This is a genomic window from Bacillus cereus group sp. BceL291 (genome assembly GCF_051776705.1).
GTDB lineage: Bacteria > Bacillota > Bacilli > Bacillales > Bacillaceae_G > Bacillus_A > Bacillus_A cereus.
In genome coordinates, this window is sequence record NZ_JBPWAP010000064.1 from 1 (window position 1) to 26,766 (window position 26,766).

Sequence of the window (26,766 nt, forward strand, 5' to 3'; positions counted from 1 at the left end):
GGGTTTATTTCGTATGCTCATTTTTAAGAGGATTATACTGTTTAAAAGTTTGTTCATTTCAATTAATGGAAAACCGTAGAGTTTCTATCCTTAAGTTGATGGGCATGTGATGGTACCCCAATACGCATAATGAAATGCCCCCTTATAATTAACAGAAAAAAGAGATTCTTTTTTCTTTTTGTAATAATTAATAACTTATGTCCTTATTCTAGCATAACTTAAAAGTTATGAAAACGCTAACATACCATTTTCCTAAAGTTTTTATATTTAGAATAGTGTAAATGTAAAAAACATTGATTCTATTAGGGGTTTCGTGTCATTTCATTATCTTTCACTCTATTTTTATTATACTGCTTCAAAATAAACAGCAATCATTTATTATTTGACAATAATGTAACAATGTAAGAAACCTAAGCGATAACGTATACATATACAGTTATTACTTTACTCAATACTTTAGAGATATATTCTTTTCACAAAAAAACAGCTACTAGCATTTAGCCAGCAGCTGGGTAACTTATAAATAACTTAGAAAATAAATCATCTGTCGTTTCAGTAATTTTATCAAACAGATCACTTTCTTCCGCTTCTTGCTCTTTTAACATCTTAATTGTTTCACGTGCATCTTCAGGGTAATCGGTTATGATACCATCTACGTTCAACTTATAATATGCCTTTAAATTTTCCATATCATTTACTGTCCATACGTAAATTGGTTTGTTTAACTTCCTTGCTTCTTTTACTAATTTCTTATTTAACATATATTCTTCTGCTACGTAAAAGTCAGCCTTCACATTCTTTAAGTTAGCTCTACTTGCATACAATATATACCCTACTTTTATATCTGGATTTGCACGCTTAAACTCTTTAATAAGTGGATAGTGTAACGTTTGAATTACACATTGCTTCTCAAATTCATTATCTTTAATCGTTTTTAAGACTTTGTTTACAAAATCTTTTTCGCCCCCATGAAGCTTCACTTCTATATTAAGTTTGATTTTGCCATTTGCTAGCTTAATGATTTCATCAAGTGTACTTATTTGTCCTGAAAGTCCATCTTGACTAAGGGTAAGTTGCCTTAACTCCGCCATCGTTAAATCTGACACATGCACATTGGCATTTGCGAGACGTTTCAGCTTCAAATCATGTATAACCGCTAGTTCACCGTCTTTCGTTTGTAATACATCTATTTCAGCGTAGTCTGCTTTTGCATCAATCGCACCTTGCACAGCTTCTTTCGTATTTTCTACGCCTTTTGATATATACCCGCGGTGCGCCATAATAATCGGTTCTTTATACGAATTTGAAATAAACGTTACAATGAAGGCAACGACCATTCCGGCAGTAATAATTCCTACAATGTATACGCCAATGAATTTCCAACGATGTTTTTGGAAAAAACATTTATCTGCTTTCGTTTTCGAATAATCTAATCCTTCTTCTAATAAAACATCCTCAACCGGTACCTTTTGTAAGTATAATCGCGTAATCGCCATAATATAAAATGGCGTCACGATAAAGCTGAATAAATACAATGTGCTCGTTAAAAATACAGAAATCGTTGATTCAGCTAATAATGCAAATGTTCCTTTCGGGTTTGTAAATTCATAAACACCCCATAGGCACAATAAATATATTCCCAAAAACACGACATATACAATTCCAATTGAAATAAAAAACCCTACTAAAAAGAATAGTACTTTAAAAAAGCTTTCCTTTACTAAAGTTGCACTTTTACGTGCTGCCACGCGAAATGGTTTTTGCTCTAAAACAACAATAGGTAGAACGAAAATCCATCGAAGATTCAAATACGCGACTACAGCAAAGAACGTGTAATAACCAACTTGTCCCATCGTTGTCTTAAACAGTTCTCCTGTAATAAAGTTAGGAATTTGAATTTGCGGGATTAATGCCGTTTCATATCCCATATTTAAAAGAGGCAACAATACGACAGCATATAAAATAAATCCTGGTAAGCAATATGTAAAAAGAGTAGGTAAATACGTTACCGTTTTATATAAAATCGGACGTAATTTCACCTTCTGTCTTTTATGAGCGAAATACGAAATAATAATAAGCACCGCAAATTCTGTAAAGATAAGAAACAGTGCTAACAATGATAAAATTACGATTGCTAAGATCCCATAAGGCGTCTTTAAAAACGCTAATAATTCATCATTTGTCGCATTTGCATAACCACCAAAATACAATAACTTATTAAAAATGATTCCAAATAGTGGAACAAACACAATCGCTGCTAATAATTTATAAGCAAGTTGAAAAGTTAATACATTCCAAAAAGCAAATTTAACTGTTTGAAAGGAATGTCCTATTACTCCTGGTATAGATAGTTTTTTACGGTGTTGCATATATTCCTCCACATTCTAAAACGATATTTGAGATGGATTCCATATTTCCAGTTCTAATCCATCTTTTTAATAATAATAATAATAATATATTCCGCTTAACATGAACACTCTTATACATATAATGAAAAAAGTGATGGCTACTTCCCATCACTTTTTCATTTATTCTATTTTTTCTCTAGCCCTTGTCCAAATGCTTTCAAGAAGCTAAAACCGAATGTAATAGCTCTATTGATATCTGGATCTTTTAATACTTTAAAGAAATCCATCACTTTTGTTTTTTTACCACTATTTAATTCATCTGTTGCAAATTGCAATCCTGTAACTAAACTGGACGTAATTTGCTTCGTTATTTCTGGGTCAACTGAAGATAACGCTTCTCCTGCCCCCATCATATTGTTGAGTGCATTTTTAACTGGTTCACGATTTAATTGCTCCACAGCGATTTTTGAAACATCTTCCTTCGCAGCAAGTAAACTAATCGCTGCATCTAATATACCAGCCTTCTGCAACTGTGCTAAAAGCTGCATCGTTTCTTCTACTGCTTCACGATTATTAGATAGCTCATTTAGAAGTTCATCTGCTAATTGCTGTTTCTGTTCTTCCTCTGTTACAACTTTCTTTTTAATTATAGTAATTTCTTTCGCCACTATCTCCGCCCCCTAGTCCACAAGTGATACGTATTGTTTTCTTTGCCATTTTTGCTCGATTTCAACACCGTTTTGCGGATTACGCTTTTTATCTCTCGGGTTTGAAGATGGTAACGGACGATTCCCTTTTTCACGTAATACACGCATCTTTACCATCGTTTGTTTATACGCTGGTGTACACGTATAAAGATCTGTCGCCGTTCCAGTTAAAATATTGATTGCCTCTTCATTTACCGTTGCATGCATCGGTAAATATAGCTCTTTCCCCGTTACACGATCTGTAACAAGTGCCTGTACTTTAATTTTCCCAAATGGTGATGCTAATTCTACAAGGCCACCATCTTTCACATTGCGCTCTAGGGCAAGTTCAGACGAGATTTCAACGAACACTTCAGATACTTTAGATAAAATACCAGCCGATTTATTCGTCATATTCCCTTCGTGGAAATGTTCTAACATACGTCCATTATTTAAAAGTAAATCATACTCATCTGGCGCTACAACTGGTGGTACCCATTCATCTAATGATAGACGAGCTAGTTTATCCGGGAAGTTAAATCCATGCACATATAATAGCGGTGTATCGCTACCATCATGGCTACCCCAACATAAACTATTCCATCCTTCTAAACGATCGTATGTTGCCTGAGAATATAAAGGTGCAAGCGATGCAATTTCATCCATGATTTCACTTGGACTTTCATAATTCCAGTCCCCGCCAAGTGCACGAGCTACTTTTTGTAAAATCCACCAGTCTGGCTTTGAATCACCAAGCGGCTTCAATACTTCATATAATCTTTGAATACGGCGCTCTGTATTTGTAAATGTTCCCTCTTTTTCTAAGCTTGGTGCTGCCGGTAAAATAACATCAGCAAAACGAGCTGTTTTCGATAAGAACATATCTTGAACAACAAGGAAATCTAAATTCGCTAAAATATGTTGTACATGGTTGGCATTCGAATCTACTAAAGCCATTTCTTCACCCATAACATACATACCACGCAGTTTTCCTTCATCTGCCGCAAGTAACATTGCAATATTATTTAAACCTGGTGCTTTCGGAATTGTAGTACCGTATGCTTTTTCAAATTTCGCACGGAGCGCATCATCTGAAACCGCTTGGTAACCTGGAAGCCAGTTTGGTAATGTTGCCATATCACAAGCGCCTTGTACGTTATTATGTCCGCGTAATGGATATGCTCCTGCACCAGGACGACGATAGTTACCCGTAACAAGCAATAGATTTGAAATTGCTGCTGAAGTTGTACTTCCTCCAGTATTTTGAGTTACACCCATTCCCCAAAGTACACAAGTACCATCTGCTTCATATACCATACGAGCCATTTCTTTCAGATTTTCTTTCGAAATCCCCGTAATTTCTTCTGTATAATCAAGCGTATACTTTTCTACCATTTTGCTATATTCATCAAAATTCTTCACATTTTCAGCTATGAACTTTTTATCGTGCCAATCTTGATCAATAATATATTTCGTAATACCAGCGAGCCATACGTAATCAGTTCCTTGGCGCGGATGAATGAATAAATCCGCACGCTCTGCCATTTCATGTTTACGAAGGTCTGCCACAATTAATTTTTGGTCATGTAATTTATGAGCACGTTTTACACGCGTTGCAAGTACAGGATGTCCTTCTGTTGGATTTGCTCCAACGATAATGACAAGGCCTGCTTCCGCAATATCTTTCACTGTTCCAGCGTCCCCGCCCATACCGACAGTTTTAAATAAACCGTCTGTTGCTGGAGATTGACAATAACGGGAACAATTGTCTACATTATTCGTTCCATATATTTGACGGGCTAGTTTTTGCATAAGATAATTTTCTTCATTCGTTACTTTCGAAGAAGAAATAAATCCAAATGCATCACTTCCATATTCTGATTTAATATGCTGCATATTGGATGCAACAACTTCCAGAGCCTCTTCCCATGAAGCTTCAACAAACGTATCTCCTTGGCGAATTAATGGCTTTGTAATACGATCTTCACTGTTTACAAAATCCCATCCAAATTTGCCTTTTACACATGTGGAAATACCGTTAACCGGCGCATCTGAAACAGGCTGCACTTTCAAAATGTGGCGGTCTTTCGTCCATACTTCAAATGAACAACCTACACCACAAAATGTACAAACTGTTTTTGTTTTATTCACTTTCGTCTTACGCATCGCAGCCTCTACTTCTGAAACTGCTAAAATACTACTATATCCCGGCTCTACATCCTTTACAAAATCAATCATCGGATCTAACACATCCGGTTTCAATCCTGTCATGAATCCAGCTTCACCCAGCATTGTTTTTTCCATTAACGCATTACATGGACATACTGTTACACACTGCCCACAACTTACACAAGATGAGTCATTTATACTTACACCATTGTCCCATATAACACGTGGACGGTCTAAGCTCCAATCAATCGATATAGTTTCATTCACTTGTAAGTTTTGACATACTTCTACACACTGCCCACAAGCAATACATTGATTTGGATCATATCGATAAAATGGATGTGACATATCCACTTCACACGCACTTACTTTTGGCTCATACGGATATTTCTGTTCCTCAATTCCCATCATATGTACTGTATTATGGACTTTACAGTTACCATTATTGTTATCACAAACGGTACAATACAATAGATGATTTTCTAATATTCGATCCATTGCCTCAGTCTGTGCCTCTTTTGCACGCTGGGACTGTCTTTCGATATGCATACCGTTCTCTAATTTCGTTGAACAAGCACGCAATAACTTTCCATTTACTTCTACAATACACGTATCACAAGTTTGAATTGGATCTACTTCTGGTACATGACAAATTTGAGGATGTTCCAAATTACTCTCGTTAAATAATTGTAGTATCGTCTTTTCACCTGATGCAGAAAATTCTTTACCATCGACGGTTACACGGACTGTCTGTTCTGCCATAGTTTCCCCTCTCCTTACAACCAACTGTACAACACAATTATGAATCCGTTTTCATAATCGCATTACTGTACATATTTTTGAAACGCTCTACCCAAATACTTTCTTATGAAGTCGATTCTAGATGTTATAAGGTATAACTACGAAAGCTTGAAAATATCACTATTCTACAGTTCTATTATATCGTACATATACAATAATAACCAAAATAATCTGTGATCTTCTTGTTAATAGGTGTTTTTATTTTTTCCATTGTTTTATGATAAATGTGGGAGAGAAATACATTTAAAAGGGGAATTAAATATGGGGCCTACGCAAGAGACTTATACAATTGTACGTTATCAATCTGGTACATTTTCAAAACAACTTGATGAGATTGTTACAGAATCTCCTATTACTATTAAATTGAATGGTGAAGAATATGTAACAGTCGTATGCACACCAAATTATATTGAAGATATGGTAATTGGTTTTTTAATTTCTGAGGGGATTATTTCTTCCTATAAAGATGTTGAAGAACTATGGGTTCAAAAAGATAACGGAATTGTCCATGTAAAATCATCAAAAGTGAATCCGCTCTATCAAACTTTATATAATAAACGATACATCACTTCTTGCTGCGGAAAAGGTAGACAAGGTTTTATTTTCGTAAACGACGCAGCAAAAGCAAAAGACTTACATGATATACATGTAAAAATTACTCCTGAAGAATGCTTTCATTTAATGAATACCTTGCAACAATCTTCTACTACATTTCGCCAAACTGGCGGTGTTCACAATACCGCGCTATGTGATCGAAACAATATCCTCCTATCAAGAATGGATATTGGAAGACATAATGCATTAGATAAAATATATGGTCATTGTTTGCGTAACGATATATCCATTAAAGGAAAAATCATCGCATTTAGCGGACGTATTTCATCCGAAATTTTACTCAAAGTTTCAAAAATCGGATGTGAAATTGTTCTATCTAAATCCGCTCCAACAAAACTGGCATTGCAACTTGCCCATGATTTAGGCATTACAGTCGTAGGGTTTATTAGAAATGAATCTTGTAATATTTACACACATCCAAAACGAATTGATGGCTATCAATCCAATGTTTAAAAAATAACTCCTCAATCGAGGAGTTATTTTAGTTATAAAAATGTAACATATTAAACACTTGAATAGTTAACAAAGTTAATATATAATTTCATTACATAATTAAAACAAAACATTGTAGCATATATCTTTTCATTCTTTTACAAATTAAAAGAGAATACTAACAAAACATATACTCAATCTTATAAAAGTAATGGATTTATTTGAAATCCACCAGGGAGGTTACAACTATGGAAATTCGCTTATTAACAACAGAGGACGCAGAAATATATTTAAAAGTTTGTATGGAAGGTTTAACGAAGAATCCGGAAGCTTTTAGCTCTTCTTATGAAGATGTTCTTAAACATGAAAATCCTGTGGCTGCTATGGCTAAACGATTAAGCAATCCGGATAAGTATACTCTAGGTGTCTTCAAAGATAATGATTTAATTGGTATCGCTACTTTAGAAACAAAACCATTTATTAAACAAGAACATAAAGCAAAAATCGGTTCCGTTTTTGTTTCTCCAAAAGCGCGTGGCCTTGGAGCAGGACGAGCTCTAATTAAAGCAATTATTGAAAATGCCGATAAATTACATGTAGAACAACTTATGCTCGATGTTGTAGTTGGTAACGATGCAGCAAAAAAATTATATGAGTCATTAGGTTTCCAAACTTACGGCGTACAAGAGCGTTCATTAAAACATAACGGTCAATATTGGGACGAGGAACATATGGTTCTGTTCTTAAATGATTAATACTTCAATATAAAGTGAAACTTTACTCAGTGGGTGATTTTTCCATCCTCCACTGAGTATTAGCTGAATCAATCGGGCTTTTACGGGCAGTTATCGCCCACCTAACTCCCTCGCATTCGCTGAATTTTAAGATGGGAGTTACTGCCCACAAATAGCGGGGTAGTTTTCCAAAAACATCTTTCTTAATAAGAAAGATGTTTTTTTGCATTACAACAATGTAATCTTCATGTCACCTTTATCGATCGTACCAATCCTTACCATTTATTATACTAAAAATATAAAGTGAAACTTTACTCAGTGGGGAACTACATCCCACGCTGATCGCATGTACTTGATATATAGAGGAGAATGTGACATGAAACAAAACAAACGAGCTATGCTTTTAATATTTACTACAGCAATTGTAACTTCTGGGTTAGCAATTTTACCTTGGTTTATCATATAGGAATACTCCCCTAACAATGAAAAAAGCTGATTGCTTCTTAAGAAGCAATCAGCTTTTTTATTTTATAAAATCCCTAAAATTTTATTTACACAACTTATAATAATAACCATAGATACGGCAACACACATGACAACCGTATTACGATCTTGCTTTTCTTTTTTTGAAATTTCTTCTTTTGGATTCATGTGTATGATCTCCTTTTAAAAAAAGTGTGAGATAGGAAATTTTTCTTATCCGATGCGAGGTGAATACGAAAACCCTCTCTATCTCACATACACAATAGAATGGAATTGTCATTTTATAAATAAAATGACATGACGTTATGTCGCAACATAGGGTATTTTGTGTCGCTACGTTTTTTATTATAAAAAATAGTTGTGCAAAACTAGTGCATTTTTTATGTCAATTACTCCGAGCGAAAAAATCATCCCTCCATTCAATCACATAAAAAGAGTTTTTTATTATTTTCATGTAAACTATACAAGTAGAATGAACAGTTTGGGGTGCACAAGATTATGGTAAAAATTTTATTAGTAGACGATGAAGAACGTATGTTACGATTATTAGATCTATTCTTAAGCCCTCGCGGCTATTTTTGTATGAAAGCTACCTCTGGCCTTGAAGCACTAAAATTAATCGAACAAAAAGAATTCGATATTATTTTATTAGATGTTATGATGCCGAATATGGATGGATGGGATACTTGCTATCAAATTCGTCAAATTTCTAACGTTCCTATCATTATGTTAACAGCTCGCAACCAAAACTACGATATGGTGAAAGGCCTCACGATGGGCGCAGATGATTATATTACAAAACCATTTGATGAGCATGTATTAGTCGCACGAATCGAGGCTATATTACGCCGTACAAAAAAAGATGGCTTTGTTAGTTTCAATGGTATTGAGTGGGATAAAACGAAACATACCGTCACAGTGTACGATGAAAAAATCTCGCTAACTCCTATCGAATTTTCGTTACTCGGACTATTTTTGCAAAATACAAACCGTGCTTATAGCCGAGATGATTTAATCGAAAAAATTTGGGGCTATGAAACAGATATCGAATATAGAACAATTGATTCACACATTCGTAATATCCGTGATAAACTACGCAAAAAAGGATTTCCGATTGAAGATTACCTAGAAACGGTCTATAAAGTCGGATATAAATGGAAAAGTGAATAATTACTTCGGTCAGTGGGAAATCGTATACCACTGACTCTTTATTATGAATAAGGTATGGTGAGAAAATGAGTAAACTTTCCCTTAAAATTGGGACATACTTTTTAATATTAGCTTTATGTATTGAAACAATTGCTTTCGTATCTTTTTATAAAAGCCTTTCAACAATGCGTGTGAAAGAAGAAACCGATGCTCTATTAGAGAAAGGTAATCGGTATCGTGATAAGATTGTAAACCGTGCAAGATGGAATGATCATTCTAAACAACAGCAATACACAGAACGTCCTAAACACCCTCGGTATCAGGATTTCACTATCGAGCATGCGGCTGAAGATTTAATCGGTTCCGAATTAATTGCTAATACTGATATCACAATCATTATAACTGACAATAACGGCAAAATTATTTCTAACTCAGAACCCATAACGAAAGAAATGCAAAAACAACTTATTTGTAAAACAAAATCTATTCCAAAAAGCGGGTTAATTGTAGAAAGAAACTGGAAAAAATCAAAATTCATCTCAACAGTAAGTCCACTTGAAATTCAAGGATTTCAAGGTAATTTACATATGTTATTAAAAACATCTTTCTTAGAAAAGATGTTACTTAAACTCCTGCATCAATTTCTTATCATTAGTATTTTGACGATTATTTTAACAACTATTTCTGTCTTTGTTTTTTCTAAACTTATTACAGATCCTCTTATAAAAATGAAGAGAGCGACAGAAAAAATATCAAAATTAAACAAGCCAATTCAATTAGGTATTAAACGAAATGATGAACTCGGAAGTTTAGCAAAAACAATTGAAGATTTATCGAGTGAGCTTACGTATATGAAAAAAGAGCGCAATGAATTTCTCGCTAGTGTCGCTCATGAACTATTAACTCCATTGACCTATATGAAAGGTTATGCAAAGGTAGCAAAGAGAGACTCTTTAACAAAAGCGGAGCGAGAAGAATACTTACAAATCATTGAGGATGAAACGGATAGTGTAACCGATCTCGTCCAAGATTTATTTATGCTTGTACAATTAGAACAACACCAATTTGTTATAAAAAAACAAAAAGTGCTTCTTCAGCCATTTTTAGAACGAATGGTTGAAAAGACAAAAACAACATTAACGAATAAGCAAATGCAACTTCATGTATATTGCAAAGATGATTTAGAAGTTTGTATAGACGAAAGACGTATGGAACAAGTTATGTTAAATTTATTACACAACGCTTATCAACATTCGCCAGAAAACACATCCATTACGATACGTGTACTCATAGAAACAGATTCTTTTACAATAAGTGTACAAGATGAAGGTGAAGGTATTCCTGAAGAAGATATCCCGCATATTTTTGACCGTTTTTATCGTGTTGATAAATCTAGAACACGAGCTACAGGCGGAAAAGGCATCGGGCTAGCTGTTGCAAAGGAAATTGTAGAATTGCATAACGGTTCTATTCTAGTAACAAGCCAATTAGGAGCGGGAACAAACTTTATAATCGAGCTACCTTTTGAATAATATGCGTGTGAAAACACCAGTAGTAGTAAACACTACTGGTGTTATTTTGTTCATAAAAACAGCTCATATAAGCTAAGCTTTTGAAATTATTCTTATTTCAATATAAAATAAAGGTACATTTGCAAAGATTTGGAGGGTGATATAATTGGATATCCATGTATTAACAAAAGACGAAGCAGAAATTTACTTAGAACTTCGCGTAGAAGGATTAAAGCAAAACCCTGAAGCATTCAGCTCTTCTTATGAAGATATTATTAATAAAGAGTGTGCGATTGAATATAAAGCACAAAAATTAGCACAAGATGAAAACTATACGCTAGGTGCATTTAAAGATGGAAAATTAATCGGGGTTGCAACACTGGAAACGAAACCATATGTAAAACAAGAACATAAAGCTAAAATCGGTTCTGTATATGTATCTCCAAAAGCACGCGGACTTGGAGCAGGAAAAGCACTTATTAAAGAATGTCTTGAGCTTGCTAAATCTTTAGAAGTAGAACAAGTTATGCTTGATGTTGTTGTTGGCAACGATGGAGCGAAAAAACTTTATGAATCATTAGGTTTTAAAACATTCGGTGTACAAGAACGTTCATTAAAATATAACGGACAATATTGGGACGAAGAGCATATGGTCTTATTCTTAGATGAAAATAAATAATAAAAAACATCCTCATGTTTGGAGGATGTTTTTTACTTTCTTGTAAACCATGCCGTGTGTAATAATTGAATCGCTTTCGCAATCTCTTCCTCTGATAATATCGCAAACCCAAGTAAAACTACACTCTCAGGCGCCATACCGTCTTTATAGTACGTAGACACAGGATATATTTTAATACTATATTTCGCAGCTTCTTGAATTAATTCTTCTTCCCGCATTCCATTATGCACTTTTAATAAAATGTGTAATCCCGAATCTTCTCCTATCACTTCAACACGATTAGAGAAATACTTCTCTATTTCAAAAACAAGTCTATCTCTCTTCTTTCGGTAGACAACACGCATTTTATGAATATGTTTTTCCCAATATCCTTCATTTAAAAATCTTCTAATCACTTCTTGATCTATTCTTGAAACACTTTGTGTATAAAATAAATATTGCTGTTGATACTTTTTAATTAATTTCTTCGGCAACACCATATAGCTCATCCGTAGCGATGGCAATAATGCTTTAGATAGCGTCCCCATATAAATAACTTTCCCCTCTGTATCTAACCCTTGCAGCGCCGGTATAGGCTTTCCAGAATAACGAAATTCACTATCGTAATCATCTTCAATAATATACCTGCTCTCTTCTTTCTTTGCCCATTGTAAAAGCTGCATCCTTCTCGTAATAGGCATAATCATTCCATATGGAAACTGATGGGAAGGTGTAACAAATACAACATTCGCATTGCTATTTTCTAAATCTGCAATACAAATTCCATCTCTATCTAAAGATAACATTTTGACTCTTGCTTCTCCCTGTTCAAAAACAACCATCTTCCTATGATACCCTGGGTTTTCAACTGCATAATTGCTTCCCTTTAACAATTGAAACAATAGTTTCACTAATATTTGTGTTCCCGCTCCTAATACAATTTGACTAGCTGAACAACGCACACCTCTAGATTCATACAAATAATTCGTAATCTCTTCTCTTAAGCTTGCTTCCCCTTGAGGGTGTCCTAGAAAGAGAAGTTCGTTATTATGCGGCTGCCATACTTCATTTACAATTTTCCGATACATATTAAATGGAAAAGCATTTGTATCAATTCCTGTTTGTGTAAAGTCAAATTTATAACGCTTCTCCTGAAACGGGACTTCTTCTATCCTCTCTTCGCTATCCTCTACATGAACCATTTGCTCAATCTTGCATACAAAATAACCTTTTCTCGATATCGACTCAATATAACCTTCTGCAAGTAATTGTTCGTACGCTGCCTCTACTGTATTTTTACTTACCTGTAAATGTATCGCTAACTTTCGCTTAGCCGGTAATTTCGTAAAAGGGACAATCGATCCATCTTTAATCTCTTTTTTTATATACTCATACAATTGCACATACAATGCCTTTTTACTATTCACATTTAAATTAGGCGTTAATTCTAACATAATATCTGACCCCTTAATAAAATTAAAATTTGATACTTTTTACAGTACCAGATTTTATATATAATTCCTTTTATCATGTCACACATCAAAAATCAAATACCGGAGAGGAGAAACATGATAATGAACAATGGTAGACGTATCGGACTCATTATGATTATTACAGGGGCTACATTATGGGGATTATCTGGTCCAATGATTCAGTGGCTATTTCAGCATACTAATGTATCCTCAATTGATTTTTTAACAATTCGATTGTTACTTGCAGGAATATTTATTTTGTCTTTCTTACTTATAAAGAAACAAAACATATTTCAAATTTGGAAACATCCTAGATATTCTATACAACTTATTATTTTCTCTATTCTCGGCATGCTCGGTGCACAATACGCCTTTATCGAAACGGTTCATATTAGTAACGCGGTCACTGCAACGCTATTTCAATTTCTAGGTCCTGTTCTTATTACCGTGTATGTTGCATTTGAACAAAGAAAATTCCCTGCTTCCATGCAACTATTCGCAATTATAGCCGCGCTAATAGGAACATACTTTATTATTACAAATGGCTCAATTGAAAATATTGTTTTATCTAAAGAAGCTATTATTTTTGGACTATTAACAGCAATCGGATTTGCATTTTATACCCTTCATCCGGCTTCTCTCATTAAAGAATGCGGGACAACTGTAGTAATTGGTTGGGGGATGTTAATCGGAGGAATTGCACTACTTATTTATAATCGTTCATTCGGGTGGAATCAATTTTCACAAACCCTTACACTGAAAACTTTTTCTATGCTTATTCTTATCATTGTTAGTGGTACCCTTTCTTTCCTTCTATATATCGGTAGTCTTAAATATTTAGCAGCAACAGAAACAAGCATTTTATCTAGCATTGAACCCCTTGTAGCTGCCATCGTTTCAATCACTTGGCTAAATGAAGCTTTTGGAGCATACCAATTATTAGGCGGCGTATGTATCGTTCTGTCCGTTATTTTTTTGACGATGCCTCAAAAAGAAACCGAACCAACCTATACAACGGAACAAATATAAAATGAAACTTTAATTAGTGGGGCTATCTCCCACTGATTATTAACCTACACCAATCGGGCTTTACGGGATAAAAAATGTCAAAAGAGGTCGTACAAAACTTACGACCTCTTTTTATACTTTAAAGGAATTGTCCCGCCTTCTAGCAAATACAATTACACTAACAATAAAAACTAGGAGTGTGGCACCATGAAAAAAATCGGAACTATGCTACTTCTCTCCCTCCTCATCACTGGATGCACACAAACTCAACCGGATTCAAAAGAACAAAAAAAAGACGTAATAGCAACTTCATCCACTCAAGTGAACGCACCTTCCTTCTTTCACCTTAGTGTTTTAAAAGATGTAAATTGGGAAGAAGCCCCCTCATTCATAGACGGAAAAATACCTTTAAAAGGCATCGAAGGAAAAATCGCAATGGCTGATAGTCCTATTATCGCAAATGAACAAAATGAAATAATGTGGTACTTTCTAGATTCTGAAATACCTACTGGAAAATTGTCTATTATTGCACTAAAACAAGGATCTGTAACTCCAACACCAGTACTCTTTCAAAAAGAAATTTCCAAACAAACTTGGACTACTTCAAATACAATCAATTCTACTACAAGCGAACTCCCTCTCGCTATGTCACTACCTTCATCTGGATTATGGTTATTAAATATCTATGTGAATGAAAAATATTATGATCAGTTTGTAATCACCGCTAAGTAAAGTGACAAAAATAAACCACTTTCTTACAACAATGTAATTTCTACGTCATGTACTTCGATAGTTGAATTATCTCTCTTCTCTTATACTTAAAGTAAGAAATGAAGCGAGGAGAGATGAGAGATGAAAAAAATGATAGAAGTAATCGTAGCAGTAACTGAGGTTTTAGTGAATGGTAAACAAGTTGCAATGGAATTAAATAAATAGTGAAGAAACATAAATAATTCTACACTTCTTCATTATTTTGATTTCTTATCTCAAAAAAGCAGTGCCTTTTAGGCACTGCTTTTAGCTATTAATAACGTGGTATTTTCGTAATTTGTGCCACGCCTGAATCAATAGCTGCTTTCGCTACTGCTTCCGCAACACTTGGAACAACTCTTTTATCTAATGGATTCGGGATTACATAATTCGCATTACGTTCTTCATCAGTAATGATGTTAGCGATCCCATATGCTGCCGCTAATTTCATCTCTTCTGTAATATCAGTTGCGCGCACATCTAACGCACCGCGGAATATTCCGGGAAACGCCAATACATTATTTACTTGATTCGCATAATCCGAGCGCCCAGTTCCTACTACAGCTGCCCCAGCCTCTAATGCATCCTCAGGGAAGATTTCTGGAATTGGATTTGCCATTGCAAACACAATTGCTTTCTCATTCATCGTCTGTACAAGTTCTTTCGTTAATACGTTAGGAGCAGATACGCCAATAAAAATATCAGCTTGGTTAATCGCTTCTTTTAACGTTCCACGCACATGTTCACGATTTGTCTTTTTTGAAACTTCAATTTGCGCTTCGTTCATCCATGTTTCACCTTCACAAACAATACCTTCTAGGCTAACTAGCGTAATGTGCTTTGCACCAGCCTTTAATAATAATTTTCCAATTGCAATTCCTGCCGAACCCGCACCGTTAATAACGATTTTCACATTATCCATTTGTTTGCTAACAACTTTTAATGCATTAATAACAGCTGCTAAAACGACAATAGCTGTTCCATGTTGATCATCATGGAATACAGGAATATTCGTTTCTTCTTTTAATCGTTTTTCAATTTCAAAACAACGCGGTGCTGCAATATCTTCTAAATTAATCCCTGCAAATGTAGGCTCTAAATTTTTCACAAGGGTAACGATTTCATCTACATCCGTTGTGCCTAAACATAATGGGAAAGCATCTACATTCGCAAACTTCTTAAACAAAATACTTTTTCCTTCCATAACAGGCATAGCCGCTTTCGGTCCAATGTTTCCTAAACCGAGTACCGCTGTTCCATCTGAGACAACTGCCACCATATTACCACGTGCTGTATAGTCATACACCGTTTCTTCATCTGCCGCAATTGCTTTACAAGACTCCGCTACACCTGGTGTATACGTCAGGCTTAAATCATCCGCTGAATTTACTTCTACTTTACTTGTAATTTCAATTTTCCCTACTAATTCTTTATGCAATAACAATGATCTTTCATTAATTTGATTTGCTAACATACTTATAATCTCCCCTTAATTTGACAAGCTAGCTATATGAATATAGCTAGCTTGTTTAATCATGAAAACATCTTTAATAATATTGTCGCTGTTACAACCATTGCCGCTCCGCCTAAACGAGTCGAAATTTGCGCGAACGGCATTAATTCCATACGATTTGAAGCTGATAAAATAGCAACATCTCCAGTTCCACCTAAACCGCTATGACATCCAGTTACAATCGCTGATTCAACTGGATACATTTTCATCACTTTCCCTACAAGAAAACCTGATGCTACCATTGTAAGAACAACCGATGCGCACACAACAACATATCCTACTGAAAGAACTGCTGCTACGTCTTTTAACGGAATATATAGCAATCCTAATCCAACCATTAAAGGCCAAGTTAAGTTCTTCGAAATAAATTTATATAAATGGAATGCTCCTTGCTCCATTTTTGCTGGCATTAATTTAAAGTATTTCACAAGCGCTGCTGAGAAAATCATAATGATTGCCCCAGGAATACCAATGAACTTAGAAGCAAATCCTCCGAAGATGAAGAACGTACACGCAATTAATAAACCTGCTCCCATTAATGAGAAGTCAATTGGCTTCTCTGTATTTTGTTCTTTTAATAATTCTGCTTGATTGTCTGTTTTCACTAATACACCGTTACCACTAAGCTCCGGTTTCTTCTCACCTAAACGCTTCATATACCCTGCACTTACAATTGCGAACATATTTCCAATAATAGCTGCTGGAATAAGCTGTGATACAAACGTTGCTGATGATTCATTTAAAATATCACTATAAGCTAGCGACAATGGTAAAATCCCTTCCCCGATACCACCACTCACAATTGGTACGATGATAAAGAAGAATGTGTGCTTCATTTCAAATCCAAATAATGAACCGACCAATAATCCTACTGCTACAGAAGCTAACGTCCCTACTACTAAAGGAATAAACATACGAACGAAACCTTGTACTAACACTTTACGGTTCATTCCTAAAATACTTCCGACTACTAAACAAGAAATATATAAATATAAAAAGTTCGATTTTTTCATTAACATAGTCGCAGCTTCCATTGAAGCTGGATTCATCCAGTTAAAAAATACAAGTAATGATGGAATAAATAACGAAAGTATTGCTGGACCACCGATATTTTTTAAAATTGGAATTCTCATCCCAATATCGCCTAAGAAAATCCCCATGATCATAATAACTGCAAATCCACCAATCATATCTGCTGGCAATTTATTATATACAGATGCCCCATAAATAATAGCAGCCAATACTACATATAACGGTAAAGGTATAACACCGATTTTTACATTCATAATTTTAGAAGCGAAAGATTCTCTTTGTACTTCATTTCCTTCAGAAAATGATACCGCTTCCACATTCTTTTGAATTCCCATATGGCACCCCCTCGTTTTCTTAATAACAATATTAAAACGCTTTCAATAGTAAAAATAGTTTTTGTAAGTTTTGTAATTGATTTTGTAATTAAAAAAAGTATAAGCGACTTATGTTAAGTCGCTTATACGTAAAACTCTATTTTCTTTTGATCAACACATCTTAATTTACTTACAGGTCTTCCCACATGTTGGTACATCATTTCGTTTTCTAACACCCCAATGTCAGTCAGAAACATTACATATTTTCGAATAGAAACTCTTGAAATTCCAACTAATTGTGCCATTTCATCTGTTGTAAATACTCTTCCATTCAGAGACTCGATCTTCTGCCAAATTAATTGCAACGTTTGCTTCGTTAACCCTTTTGGAAGCTCTTTCGTCACAGTAGGCTCTCTTTTTTCTTTTTGTAAAATTAATGAATCTAATTCCGATTGACTAATTTTTTGTTGTTCTTTCATGAAAGTAAGTTTTTCTCGATATATAGTTAATGCCTCTTTAAATCGTTCAAATGTAAATGGTTTAATTAAATAATCTACTACGCCATATTGTAATGCTTTTTTTATACTTCCCATATCATGTACAGCTGAAATCATTATAATATCGCTTTCTTTTTCTTGGTTCCGGATATACATTAAAAGCTCAAAACCAGTCTCTTCAGGCATAAAAATATCAAGTAATACTAAATCTACTCGTGATTTCTCTAATATTTCTATCGCTGACTTTACTGAGTTAACTGCTTGAACAAGTTCAAATCCTCCTACTTGCTCTAAATAATGCGTATTTAACATTGCTACCATCGGGTCATCTTCTACAATTAAAACTTTAATCATATTTGCCTCTCATCCCTACCTTTAGGTATTTCAATCGTTATCGTTGTTCCCTTTCCTACTAATGAATGCATATGAATTTCCCCATTTATTCGCTGTATACTTTCTTTTACAAGATACAAACCATAACCGCGGTTATCTCCCTTTGTGGAATAACCTTTCGTAAATAATTCCTCTATTTCTTTTTCTTGTATACCTTTTCCCGTATCTTGCACTGTAATAGTTAGTATATCCCCATGTTGTATCTTAACTTCAACTCGCTTCTTTTCACAATTCGTAACTGCCTCTAATGCATTATCAATTAAATTTCCGACAATCGTAATAAGTTCATGAGTAATACTTTCAACATCTATTTCCGGCATGTAAGAATCTTCACTTATAATTAATTTTATATTTTTCTCTCTAGCATAGCTGAGCTTACCTAGTAAAAAACCAGCAAATACTGGACTTTTTATTCTTTTCATCACTCCACCAATTTCATATTGATGCTCTGATACCATGCCGCTTATATACTTCTGTAATTCTTCATACTGTTTCATATGTGTAAGCCCTAATACGACATGCATCTTATTCATAAACTCATGAGATTGTGCCCGTAATGCTTCTGCATATAGTCTAATACCAGTTAGTTCCTCTGCTAGTTTTCTAATCTCTGTTTTATCACGAAATGTTGCAATTGCACCAACTATTTCTCCTTTTACATATAAAGGAACTCGATTCGTCACAATCGTAATTCCATAAATATTTTGTTCTTCGTTTAATTGTACTTCTCCCGTTTGCAATACTTCTTTTATACGTGAATTTGGCATATACAACTCAACATCTTTACCGATAAAATCTTCTTCAAGTCCGCTTTTTTTAAATAGACGTTTCGCTTCATTATTAATTAACGTTACTCTAGCCTCTTTATCTACAGCAATAATACCTTCCTTTACAGATTGTAGCATCGTATTTCTTTCTTCAAGAATTTTTGCTATCCTGTGCGGCTCAAGACCGAATAAACTTTTCTTTATATGTCTAGCTAGCAATATTGCTCCTATAATTCCGACTAATACACCCACTCCGACACCAATATAAATAATATGTCTACTTTCCTTAACTCTCTCTTTTACATTATCTGCTGAAATACCAACAGCCACTGCTCCAAGTTGTTCACCTGTTTCAGAAAATATTGGTACAAACACTCGCATGGAAATACCTAAAGTTCCTTCTGCTAACGATACATGTTCTTTTCCTTTCAATGCAGGCCCTTCATCTCCCCCAATAAAATGATGCCCTATTTTTTGAGGATTTGGATGTGACTTTCTTATTCCATTCATGTCCATAACTACAATAAATTGAACACCTGTGTTTTGTAATATTCTATTTGTATACGTTTGGATTGCAGAGGTATCTGCTTTCCCAACCAAACCATCGATTACAATCGAATCATTCGCCACAATGTGTGCAATTGTTTTTGCTTTCTCTGCTTGGCTATCCTCCGTCGTCCGTTCTACATTATGACTAATTAATATATCTGTCACAAGTAAAGAAAAAATTACAACTGTACAAACTAACAATGTAATCGTTTTCCATAAATTCCATAGTCTTTTTCTTTTTTTCATCCTGTTAATGACTCCCCTAATTGCTGAATAGAAAAATAAGTAAGGTGATATTATTTTCACCTTACTTATCTGCTGTTATTATACTTTAAATTTACTAGTCATCGCTTGTAGTTCTTCTGCCATCTCAGCTAAGTTTTGCGAAGCTGAACTAATTTCCTCCATGGAATTAACCTGTTCTTCTGTTGAAGCTGCAACACTTTGCATACTAGCTGTATTTTCTTCTGCAGCAGCTGCAATTTCATCAATAGCATTTGTCACTTCATTTGCATCTCCAGCAATTCTCTTCGTTGTTTCTACCATTTGATTAACTTGAGAAACAATATGTGTAGTAGAACTTAAAATTTCCGTAAAACTTACTTTCGTTTTTGTTACAACATCAAGGCCTTGTTGAACTTCTCCATTCACATTATCCATCGCCTTAACAGTATGTTCAATATCCGCCTTAATTTCTGCAATTAAATTTGCAATCTCTCCAGATGACTCTCCTGATTGCTCTGCTAATTTTCTAACCTCATCTGCTACAATAGCAAATCCTCGTCCCTGTTCACCTGCTCTTGCTGCTTCAATAGCCGCATTTAAAGCTAATAAGTTTGTTTGAGTTGCAATGTTTTGAATTGCTTCAGAAATAGCTCCTACTTGCTTTGATTTCTCATCAAGAAGTTTAATAATAGCATCTGACTCGGATACCGACCTAGAAATAGACTGCATTTGTTTTGCGGTTTGTTCAACTAAATCTTCTCCCTCTTCAGCTCTTTCACGGGCATGTAATGAGGAAATAGAAATTGACTCTGCGCTTCCAGTTACATCTTGAATTGCTGTATTTACTTGTTGTAATGTAGCCGCACCTTCTTCAACACCTTGACTTTGTGACTCAGCCCCACCTGATACTTGTTCCATCGCAATTGTAATTTGATCTGTCGCATCATTTGCTTGCTGTACGCTCGCTGTTAACTCTTCAGCCGATGCTGCAACATGTTCTGCTGAAAAGCTAATTTGGGTAATAACATCCTGTAAAGACATAGACATTTCATTAAATGAATTCCCTAATTTCCCTATGTCATCCTTGGAATGGATTGTAATTTTCTCTGTTAAATCTCCCTTACTAATTTTATATGCCGATTCAGCTATTTTTCGTAATGGCCCTGTAATAGACTTTGTAATGAAATAAATTAATATACTACCAAATGCAATAGCAATAGCAATGACAATCAAAGTCTTATAAAACACTGGACTGGCAGCTTGGTTAATTTCTTCATCGAACATAACACCAACTACTTTCCAGCCTGTTTTCTCATTTGTTGCAAAGATTAAATTCTTTTTATCATCTTGTTCTGTATAAGACACATTTCCTTGTTTTTCTTCATAAATTGATTTAATCCAAGGATCAGTAACTTTTGCACCTGGTTTTCTAGATGGATGACTAACAATTTGCTTATTTTGATCTAAAATAACTGCATAACCTTTTTCACCAATATTAATCATTTTGGAAATTTTTAAGATGTTATCTAAATTTAAGTTAATTCCTATAACACCTTTACCATCTTTTACTTCTTTAGCAATTGTCACTACCATATTTTTGGTAGATGCTGATTGATATGGTGAAGTAACAATTACTTTCCCTTTATTTTCATGTGCTTCTTTATACCAAGATCTATCTCTTGGATTGTATCCATCAGCCATTTGGATAAATGGTTCTCTTATAAACTTTCCCGTCTCTGTTCCAATATAAATACCTTCTACTTCTGGATGAAGTTTTATATATTGCGCTAGCTTCGTTCTTACTATTTCTTCCTGTCCATTTAGATATGTATCTTCTGTTAAGATGTCTGCAAAGTACGTCGCATCAACAAATTTCTCTTCTATATTTTGAGAAATAACAGTATTTAAAATCGAAATATTCTCCTTTGCTTTAGCTGTCATTTGATGTTCAAAATTTGTTTTGGCAGTTTGATATGAAACACCACCAATAATAATTCCTGGTATAGTTAAAATAATAAAGAATGAAATGATTAATTTTTTATTGATACTCATACATTTAACCCAGTTAAATATTTTTTGCATAATAAGCCTCCTTTATGTAATGTGGATACTTGTGTCATTTTATACAATTAACATGCATAAAACAATATATAATGATAACATGTAAATTTTTCGTCAATTATGCATCTTTGCATATCCACTCCTTATACGTATTTTAATCATAAAAATAAGAGAACTTTAGCATTATATATGCTAAAGTTCTCTTATTTCTTAACAGCTTCTACTCTATAAAACTTCTCTTATAATCCTTAAATCTTTACCCTTCGCCTTATAGTCATATTACTAAAACTCTTCGTCCTAATTTATTTGACGCTCTTTACATAACTAATTGCCTGACTTCCCATTTGTACCCATGCCTGTTCAAAGGTTTCTCTCGGTACTTTTACATCTAAGCTATCCTCAAGTGGATCTCGAATATATACAAATTCCTGATCATATCCAATAAGTACAACACAATGTTCATTATACGTAATAGAAACATCTCCACTATTTGTTTCCCATGTAGTAAATTCAGCTGCATCTAATGGTGCAAATGTTGCATTTGTAATCATGACTACAGGTTGCCCTGCTTTTATCCTCTTATAAATTTCTTCTATATTCTTCCCTGTTAAGTCTACAGCTTTATTAGGTAAATATTTTTCCGCTAACTGAAAAAGTGGCCCATGATATACACCATATCCCGATTCAGAAAATGTATAAATATTACCTACAAATCCTTCATTTGGATTCCCGCGCACACCATCGTCTATAAAATCAACTTTTTTTATTTCATTTGCTAATGTCATCTTATCCACTGAAACACCAGCGTATTGTAACATCATCGCTAAGCTTGTCACTTCACAGCCTCTATCTAGCTCTGGTAGTTGCTGAATTAATGGTACACTTGATAAAATGACCTTTTCATCATTATTACTAAATTCCGGTTCTTTCCCGTTTTGTATATTGAAGAATGTCCACTTCTCCCCATACTTTGTAATTCCATTTGTATATACACTCCATACCGCTATAGCTAGTAATGCTATACATATATACCACTTAAACCTCCGTATCACTCTCACGCCCTTTTTAGTTCGTTAAATAAGAATAAAATGCGTCAGCATCCGTTCGAATCACTGGTACAAAATTTAGTTCTTTTTCTCTCTCAGGTTGATCTTTTTTTATTTTTTCTGTTAGCTCTTGAATATTCATGTTCGCTTTGTCCATATTAAGCTCATCTGCCAATTGTAGCACCTTTTGTTCATTAATTTCTCTTAATACTTGATATATATCTTTCCCATATAAATTAATATGATATTTTTTTGCTTCTTCCTGCACTTTTTGTTCGTACACCTCTTGTGCTAACACTTCTATCTCTTTTCCTTTTGGTGAAATACCTAACTTCCCTGCTTCCTCTCTTACTTTCGTTCCATAGATTTCTTCTGCAATGTCCTCTATTTCTTTTCCATTTGTCGAAATACCTAATTTATCCGCTTCATCATTAATTTTAATCGTATTAATTTGATTAATTAAATTTACAATTGATGTATTTTCTATAGATATGCCTAGTTTTAACGCTTCTTGCTTTACTTTTGTTTCATAGATTTCTTCTGACAGCGTCCCAACATCTTTTCCTTCAATCGAAATTCCTAGCTGCTTCGCTTCTCTTCCTACTTCTGTCTCATGAATTTCTTTTTCTAACGTAATTTGTTCTTTCCCTTCCGTTTCAATACCTAGATTCTCTGCCTTTTCTTCTGTATGCACAGCATGTATCTTTCCATTATTTAATTGTTCTTTACTACGTTGTGTGTAATCTGTCTTTCCTTTTGATGTTTCAGAAGGAGAGGCACCCCCTAATATACTTAAGCTCATTACTCCAATAGTGAATACCGTCATCATTTTCTTTTTCAAAATTAATTCCTCCCTCTTATACTTTCTTTCCCATCATTCCCCTAGTTTTTTTAATACTATACATACATCTCATCGCTGCTTGAGATAACATTATGATTGATAAACCCCACTCACATACACCTAGTCTCTTCTTCATGTAACGAACTTTCTTCATGCCATATATAATATAAATAGTTTCTTAACTTTGTCTTAAAAAAAGACGACCTTGTAAAAACAAGATCGTCTTCTTACTTATATTTTTTGGTTTTTAGGGAAAATCACTTCAAAACAAGTGCCATCTCCCCATTTGCTCTCTACTGATATTTTTCCGTAATGCTTTTCTACAATCCAATTTGCGATTGAAAGACCTAATCCAGCTCCTTCTGACGTACTTCTTGCTCTATCCCCTTGATAAAAACGATCAAATAATTTCGGAATATCTTCTTCTTTCACTCCTATCCCGTCATCTTTCACCTGTATGCGAATCGAACTACTCGTTTGCGTGCAATCAATTTGAATATGCCCGCCTTCGTTTGTATACTTCATCGCATTATCTAACAGTATGACCATCATTTGATGAATCCGCTCTCTATCAGCCATAAAAGATACGTCACGTTCTACTTTTAGTATCATTTCTTTTTCTTGATAAGAAGCAATCTCTTTATATGGAGCTACTATTTCTTCTAACAATTTATCAAGTTCAAATGTTTTTTTATCCATCTCAATTTGATTAGAATCAGAACGTGCTAGTAATAATAAATTACTAACGAGTTTTGATAACCGCCTACATTCTTTTGAAATTGTAGAAATATCCATCGCTTTTTCTTCTATCGTAGCGGATGGTGACTGAAATAACACATCCGTTTTTGATTGAATAACTGCAAGCGGTGTCCTTAATTCATGTGATGCATCAGAAACGAATTGCTGCTGTTTCTCCCATGAATTTTGAATAGGTACGAGTGCTCTGCCAGCTAAGAAAAAGCCGATTCCTATTGCACATAAACTTCCTATGCTACAACCTATAATAAGAATTAAAAATAAAGTATTTAACATTCCTTCTTCCGCTGTTATATCTCGCACGATTTGAACTATTTCTCCATCTTTTTGAAGCGAAAATGCTCTAAAATATCGTCCTTGTACTTTGATATCTTGTAACTCCCCTATTTTTTCCGGAGAAAACTTTTCCAAATTCTCTTCAAAAATTGAACGGAATTTACGATTATCGCCCTCTATTTTCACTATTTTCCCATTCCAAGTTATTCTAGTTACTCGCGGATCTCCAATTTGGATATTCTCCATACGTTTTCTTGGTGGTATTTTAACATCTAATTTTTCTCTATACTGAGCCATCATTTTTATAGATTGATCCACTTCATTATAAATACGCTTATATGTGTATGAATAAATAATACTACCTAATATACCTATTAATAGGATAAATACTAATGAATTCACTATAGTCAAACGAATGCGTGTCTTTTGAAACATACTTCCCTTTTTCATTGTTCTTTTAATATATATCCAATACCTCGAACAGTTTGAATATCTTTCTGATAACCGAATGGTTCTAATTTTTTACGCAAATGATGCACATACACTTCCACAATGGCTACTGTCGTATCTGAATCAAATCCCCAAACACGATCAAAAATTTGTTCACGCATTAAAATCTTCCCGCTATTTTGAATGAGATACTCTAGTAGCTCATATTGTTTCAATGTCAACTTAATACTTTGTCCATCTACTTGAACGTCTTTATCTTTTCCGAACAATTCAATCCCTTTATAACGAATCGTTTGCTGCGTTGTTAAACTACCACTTCTGCGTAGTAAAGCGCGAATTCTCGCTTTTAATTCAGGGGCCTGAAATGGCTTAACGATATAGTCATCTCCACCAAAATCCAATCCCTTCACCCGATCTTCTAAAGAATCTCTCGCTGTCAAAAACAGGACTGGTGTTTCAATCTTTTCATCACGTATTTTTTGAATTACTTCAAATCCATCCATCCCTGGCATCATCACATCCAGCAAAATTGCATCATATATATTTTGAAGCGCTAAAAACAATCCATCTTCTCCATTTATTGCCGTATCTACTTCAAATTCATCACGCAAAATTTGTACGATAGACTCTAATAACGAGGCATTATCTTCTACTACAAGTAAGCGCATGCTCTCACCTTCCATCAAATAGTTCAATTCTATTTATTATTACATTTCTTCTCTTCATAACAAAAGAATGTAGTTACATTACGTATTTTCATTTTTAACTATTTCCTTCTAAAATTTTGAAATTTTATTATAAAAACTTTGTCTTAAATTTAGCTTAATAAAAAATTGAAAGAAATAAGATTCCTCTTATCTCTTTCAATTTTTTATTACATATACCTTTTTACTCGGCAATTCCAAACAATTTAGCTGACCACCGTACACAGCCCCGCCATCAATTCCAATAATACGATTACTACCAAAATACACTCCGCACTCCTCACTACCATGAAGCGTTTTTGTTTCCGTATGCCCAAATACAACAACCTTTTCACCGCTATATCCATTATGAAATTCATTACGGATCCACATTAACGTATATGGTTCAGATTCAGAAACTCGTTTCATCGGTTCAACCCCATGCCTATCCACTTAAGAATGGAAACACAATGAACTTTCGTTCATATAACCAAAAAACTCTCGAAATATTTGGTATCTTTAAAAATGGGCATACCAAATAAACCTA

The 26,766-nt window shown here is 34.4% G+C and carries 21 protein-coding genes and 1 pseudogene; 7 read left to right on the plus strand and 15 right to left on the minus strand.

What is annotated here, in order from left to right:
• Positions 1-497: 497 nt before the first annotated feature.
• From ACS2CR_RS27060 to fdhF, 3 genes are all read right to left on the minus strand, one after another.
• Positions 498-2,369, minus strand: coding sequence for a glycerophosphodiester phosphodiesterase (locus ACS2CR_RS27060; RefSeq protein ID WP_001164700.1), 1,872 nt, complete (start codon positions 2,367-2,369; stop codon positions 498-500).
• A 164-nt stretch (positions 2,370-2,533) separates the two neighbouring features.
• Complete coding sequence (locus tag ACS2CR_RS27065; RefSeq protein WP_001040507.1) at positions 2,534-3,016, minus strand: DUF1641 domain-containing protein; 483 nt, start codon at positions 3,014-3,016, stop codon at positions 2,534-2,536.
• 12 nt (positions 3,017-3,028) lie between these two features.
• A complete protein-coding gene (fdhF, locus tag ACS2CR_RS27070) occupies positions 3,029-5,965 on the minus strand; it encodes a formate dehydrogenase subunit alpha (protein WP_053514404.1) in 2,937 nt (978 codons plus the stop codon).
• Positions 5,966-6,265: 300 nt separating this feature from the next.
• On the opposite strand from fdhF, the gene fdhD reads away from it, so the two are divergent.
• On the plus strand, positions 6,266-7,072 hold the full coding sequence (gene fdhD / locus ACS2CR_RS27075) for a formate dehydrogenase accessory sulfurtransferase FdhD (protein WP_000529230.1): 807 nt from the start codon (positions 6,266-6,268) through the stop codon (positions 7,070-7,072).
• A gap of 227 nt (positions 7,073-7,299) precedes the next feature.
• Positions 7,300-7,806 carry a GNAT family N-acetyltransferase gene (locus ACS2CR_RS27080; protein WP_000405883.1) on the plus strand — a complete coding sequence of 169 codons (507 nt, stop codon included), beginning with the start codon at positions 7,300-7,302 and terminating at the stop codon, positions 7,804-7,806.
• Between the two features lie 507 nt (positions 7,807-8,313).
• Here the strand turns inward: ACS2CR_RS27080 and ACS2CR_RS27085 are convergent.
• Positions 8,314-8,436 (minus strand): hypothetical protein, encoded by a 123-nt coding sequence (locus tag ACS2CR_RS27085; RefSeq protein WP_001068392.1) that lies wholly within the window; start codon positions 8,434-8,436, stop codon positions 8,314-8,316.
• Positions 8,437-8,766: 330 nt separating this feature from the next.
• Between ACS2CR_RS27085 and ACS2CR_RS27090 the strand changes: the two genes are divergently transcribed.
• The 3 genes from ACS2CR_RS27090 to ACS2CR_RS27100 all read left to right on the plus strand — a co-directional run bounded on the left by ACS2CR_RS27090 (position 8,767) and on the right by ACS2CR_RS27100 (position 11,607).
• Positions 8,767-9,438 carry a response regulator transcription factor gene (locus tag ACS2CR_RS27090; RefSeq protein ID WP_000238956.1) on the plus strand — a complete coding sequence of 224 codons (672 nt, stop codon included), beginning with the start codon at positions 8,767-8,769 and terminating at the stop codon, positions 9,436-9,438.
• Positions 9,439-9,503: 65 nt separating this feature from the next.
• Positions 9,504-10,949, plus strand: a complete 1,446-nt coding sequence (locus ACS2CR_RS27095; protein ID WP_053514403.1) for a HAMP domain-containing sensor histidine kinase — start codon at positions 9,504-9,506, stop codon at positions 10,947-10,949.
• A gap of 145 nt (positions 10,950-11,094) precedes the next feature.
• Complete coding sequence (locus tag ACS2CR_RS27100) at positions 11,095-11,607, plus strand: GNAT family N-acetyltransferase (protein WP_000351212.1); 513 nt, start codon at positions 11,095-11,097, stop codon at positions 11,605-11,607.
• Between the two features lie 32 nt (positions 11,608-11,639).
• Here ACS2CR_RS27100 and ACS2CR_RS27105 read toward each other — a convergent pair whose 3' ends face one another.
• Positions 11,640-13,040, minus strand: a complete 1,401-nt coding sequence (locus ACS2CR_RS27105) for a PLP-dependent aminotransferase family protein (RefSeq protein WP_053514402.1) — start codon at positions 13,038-13,040, stop codon at positions 11,640-11,642.
• A gap of 120 nt (positions 13,041-13,160) precedes the next feature.
• On the opposite strand from ACS2CR_RS27105, the gene ACS2CR_RS27110 reads away from it, so the two are divergent.
• The gene (locus ACS2CR_RS27110) at positions 13,161-14,087 is read left to right on the plus strand and encodes a DMT family transporter (RefSeq protein WP_001059059.1); all 927 of its coding nucleotides are present in this window, start codon (positions 13,161-13,163) and stop codon (positions 14,085-14,087) included.
• Between the two features lie 186 nt (positions 14,088-14,273).
• The gene (locus tag ACS2CR_RS27115; RefSeq protein ID WP_000719695.1) at positions 14,274-14,798 is read left to right on the plus strand and encodes a DUF4871 domain-containing protein; all 525 of its coding nucleotides are present in this window, start codon (positions 14,274-14,276) and stop codon (positions 14,796-14,798) included.
• A 292-nt stretch (positions 14,799-15,090) separates the two neighbouring features.
• Here ACS2CR_RS27115 and ACS2CR_RS27120 read toward each other — a convergent pair whose 3' ends face one another.
• The 10 genes and pseudogenes from ACS2CR_RS27120 to ACS2CR_RS27165 all read right to left on the minus strand — a co-directional run.
• Positions 15,091-16,290, minus strand: a complete 1,200-nt coding sequence (locus ACS2CR_RS27120) for an NAD(P)-dependent malic enzyme (protein ID WP_000880782.1) — start codon at positions 16,288-16,290, stop codon at positions 15,091-15,093.
• Positions 16,291-16,349: 59 nt separating this feature from the next.
• Positions 16,350-17,696 carry a 2-hydroxycarboxylate transporter family protein gene (locus ACS2CR_RS27125; RefSeq protein WP_000512722.1) on the minus strand — a complete coding sequence of 449 codons (1,347 nt, stop codon included), beginning with the start codon at positions 17,694-17,696 and terminating at the stop codon, positions 16,350-16,352.
• A 122-nt stretch (positions 17,697-17,818) separates the two neighbouring features.
• Positions 17,819-18,526: a response regulator gene (locus ACS2CR_RS27130; RefSeq protein ID WP_000598668.1), complete on the minus strand. Its 708-nt coding sequence runs from the start codon at positions 18,524-18,526 to the stop codon at positions 17,819-17,821.
• A complete protein-coding gene (locus ACS2CR_RS27135; RefSeq protein WP_000746423.1) occupies positions 18,523-20,127 on the minus strand; it encodes a sensor histidine kinase in 1,605 nt (534 codons plus the stop codon). Before ACS2CR_RS27135 ends, ACS2CR_RS27130 begins: the two co-directional genes overlap by 4 nt.
• A 78-nt stretch (positions 20,128-20,205) precedes the next feature.
• The gene (locus ACS2CR_RS27140) at positions 20,206-22,188 is read right to left on the minus strand and encodes a methyl-accepting chemotaxis protein (RefSeq protein ID WP_053514401.1); all 1,983 of its coding nucleotides are present in this window, start codon (positions 22,186-22,188) and stop codon (positions 20,206-20,208) included.
• A 281-nt stretch (positions 22,189-22,469) separates the two neighbouring features.
• Positions 22,470-23,219: a C39 family peptidase gene (locus ACS2CR_RS27145; protein ID WP_000621163.1), complete on the minus strand. Its 750-nt coding sequence runs from the start codon at positions 23,217-23,219 to the stop codon at positions 22,470-22,472.
• 13 nt (positions 23,220-23,232) lie between these two features.
• A complete protein-coding gene (locus ACS2CR_RS27150; RefSeq protein ID WP_053514400.1) occupies positions 23,233-24,054 on the minus strand; it encodes a hypothetical protein in 822 nt (273 codons plus the stop codon).
• 231 nt (positions 24,055-24,285) lie between these two features.
• Positions 24,286-25,536, minus strand: coding sequence for a sensor histidine kinase (locus ACS2CR_RS27155; protein WP_074643185.1), 1,251 nt, complete (start codon positions 25,534-25,536; stop codon positions 24,286-24,288).
• The gene (locus tag ACS2CR_RS27160) at positions 25,533-26,204 is read right to left on the minus strand and encodes a response regulator transcription factor (protein ID WP_001238623.1); all 672 of its coding nucleotides are present in this window, start codon (positions 26,202-26,204) and stop codon (positions 25,533-25,535) included. Before ACS2CR_RS27160 ends, ACS2CR_RS27155 begins: the two co-directional genes overlap by 4 nt.
• Positions 26,205-26,399: 195 nt before the next feature.
• Positions 26,400-26,660: pseudogene (locus ACS2CR_RS27165) on the minus strand (serine/threonine protein phosphatase); the annotation flags it as partial.
• Positions 26,661-26,766 lie beyond the last annotated feature (106 nt).

What these genes read in the sequence shown, in the direction of transcription:
- fdhF (WP_053514404.1), bottom strand. Translation starts at nt 5,965, where the DNA reads ATGGCAGAACAGACAGTCCGTGTAACCGTCGATGGTAAAGAATTTTCT.
- ACS2CR_RS27115 (WP_000719695.1), top strand. Translation starts at nt 14,274, where the DNA reads ATGAAAAAAATCGGAACTATGCTACTTCTCTCCCTCCTCATCACTGGA.
- ACS2CR_RS27060 (WP_001164700.1), bottom strand. Translation starts at nt 2,369, where the DNA reads ATGCAACACCGTAAAAAACTATCTATACCAGGAGTAATAGGACATTCC.
- ACS2CR_RS27110 (WP_001059059.1), top strand. Translation starts at nt 13,161, where the DNA reads ATGAACAATGGTAGACGTATCGGACTCATTATGATTATTACAGGGGCT.
- ACS2CR_RS27120 (WP_000880782.1), bottom strand. Translation starts at nt 16,290, where the DNA reads ATGTTAGCAAATCAAATTAATGAAAGATCATTGTTATTGCATAAAGAA.
- fdhD (WP_000529230.1), top strand. Translation starts at nt 6,266, where the DNA reads ATGGGGCCTACGCAAGAGACTTATACAATTGTACGTTATCAATCTGGT.
- ACS2CR_RS27090 (WP_000238956.1), top strand. Translation starts at nt 8,767, where the DNA reads ATGGTAAAAATTTTATTAGTAGACGATGAAGAACGTATGTTACGATTA.
- ACS2CR_RS27125 (WP_000512722.1), bottom strand. Translation starts at nt 17,696, where the DNA reads ATGGGAATTCAAAAGAATGTGGAAGCGGTATCATTTTCTGAAGGAAAT.
- ACS2CR_RS27080 (WP_000405883.1), top strand. Translation starts at nt 7,300, where the DNA reads ATGGAAATTCGCTTATTAACAACAGAGGACGCAGAAATATATTTAAAA.
- ACS2CR_RS27135 (WP_000746423.1), bottom strand. Translation starts at nt 20,127, where the DNA reads ATGAAAAAAAGAAAAAGACTATGGAATTTATGGAAAACGATTACATTG.
- ACS2CR_RS27105 (WP_053514402.1), bottom strand. Translation starts at nt 13,040, where the DNA reads ATGTTAGAATTAACGCCTAATTTAAATGTGAATAGTAAAAAGGCATTG.
- ACS2CR_RS27140 (WP_053514401.1), bottom strand. Translation starts at nt 22,188, where the DNA reads ATGCAAAAAATATTTAACTGGGTTAAATGTATGAGTATCAATAAAAAA.
- ACS2CR_RS27155 (WP_074643185.1), bottom strand. Translation starts at nt 25,536, where the DNA reads ATGAAAAAGGGAAGTATGTTTCAAAAGACACGCATTCGTTTGACTATA.
- ACS2CR_RS27160 (WP_001238623.1), bottom strand. Translation starts at nt 26,204, where the DNA reads ATGCGCTTACTTGTAGTAGAAGATAATGCCTCGTTATTAGAGTCTATC.
- ACS2CR_RS27130 (WP_000598668.1), bottom strand. Translation starts at nt 18,526, where the DNA reads ATGATTAAAGTTTTAATTGTAGAAGATGACCCGATGGTAGCAATGTTA.
- ACS2CR_RS27095 (WP_053514403.1), top strand. Translation starts at nt 9,504, where the DNA reads ATGAGTAAACTTTCCCTTAAAATTGGGACATACTTTTTAATATTAGCT.
- ACS2CR_RS27085 (WP_001068392.1), bottom strand. Translation starts at nt 8,436, where the DNA reads ATGAATCCAAAAGAAGAAATTTCAAAAAAAGAAAAGCAAGATCGTAAT.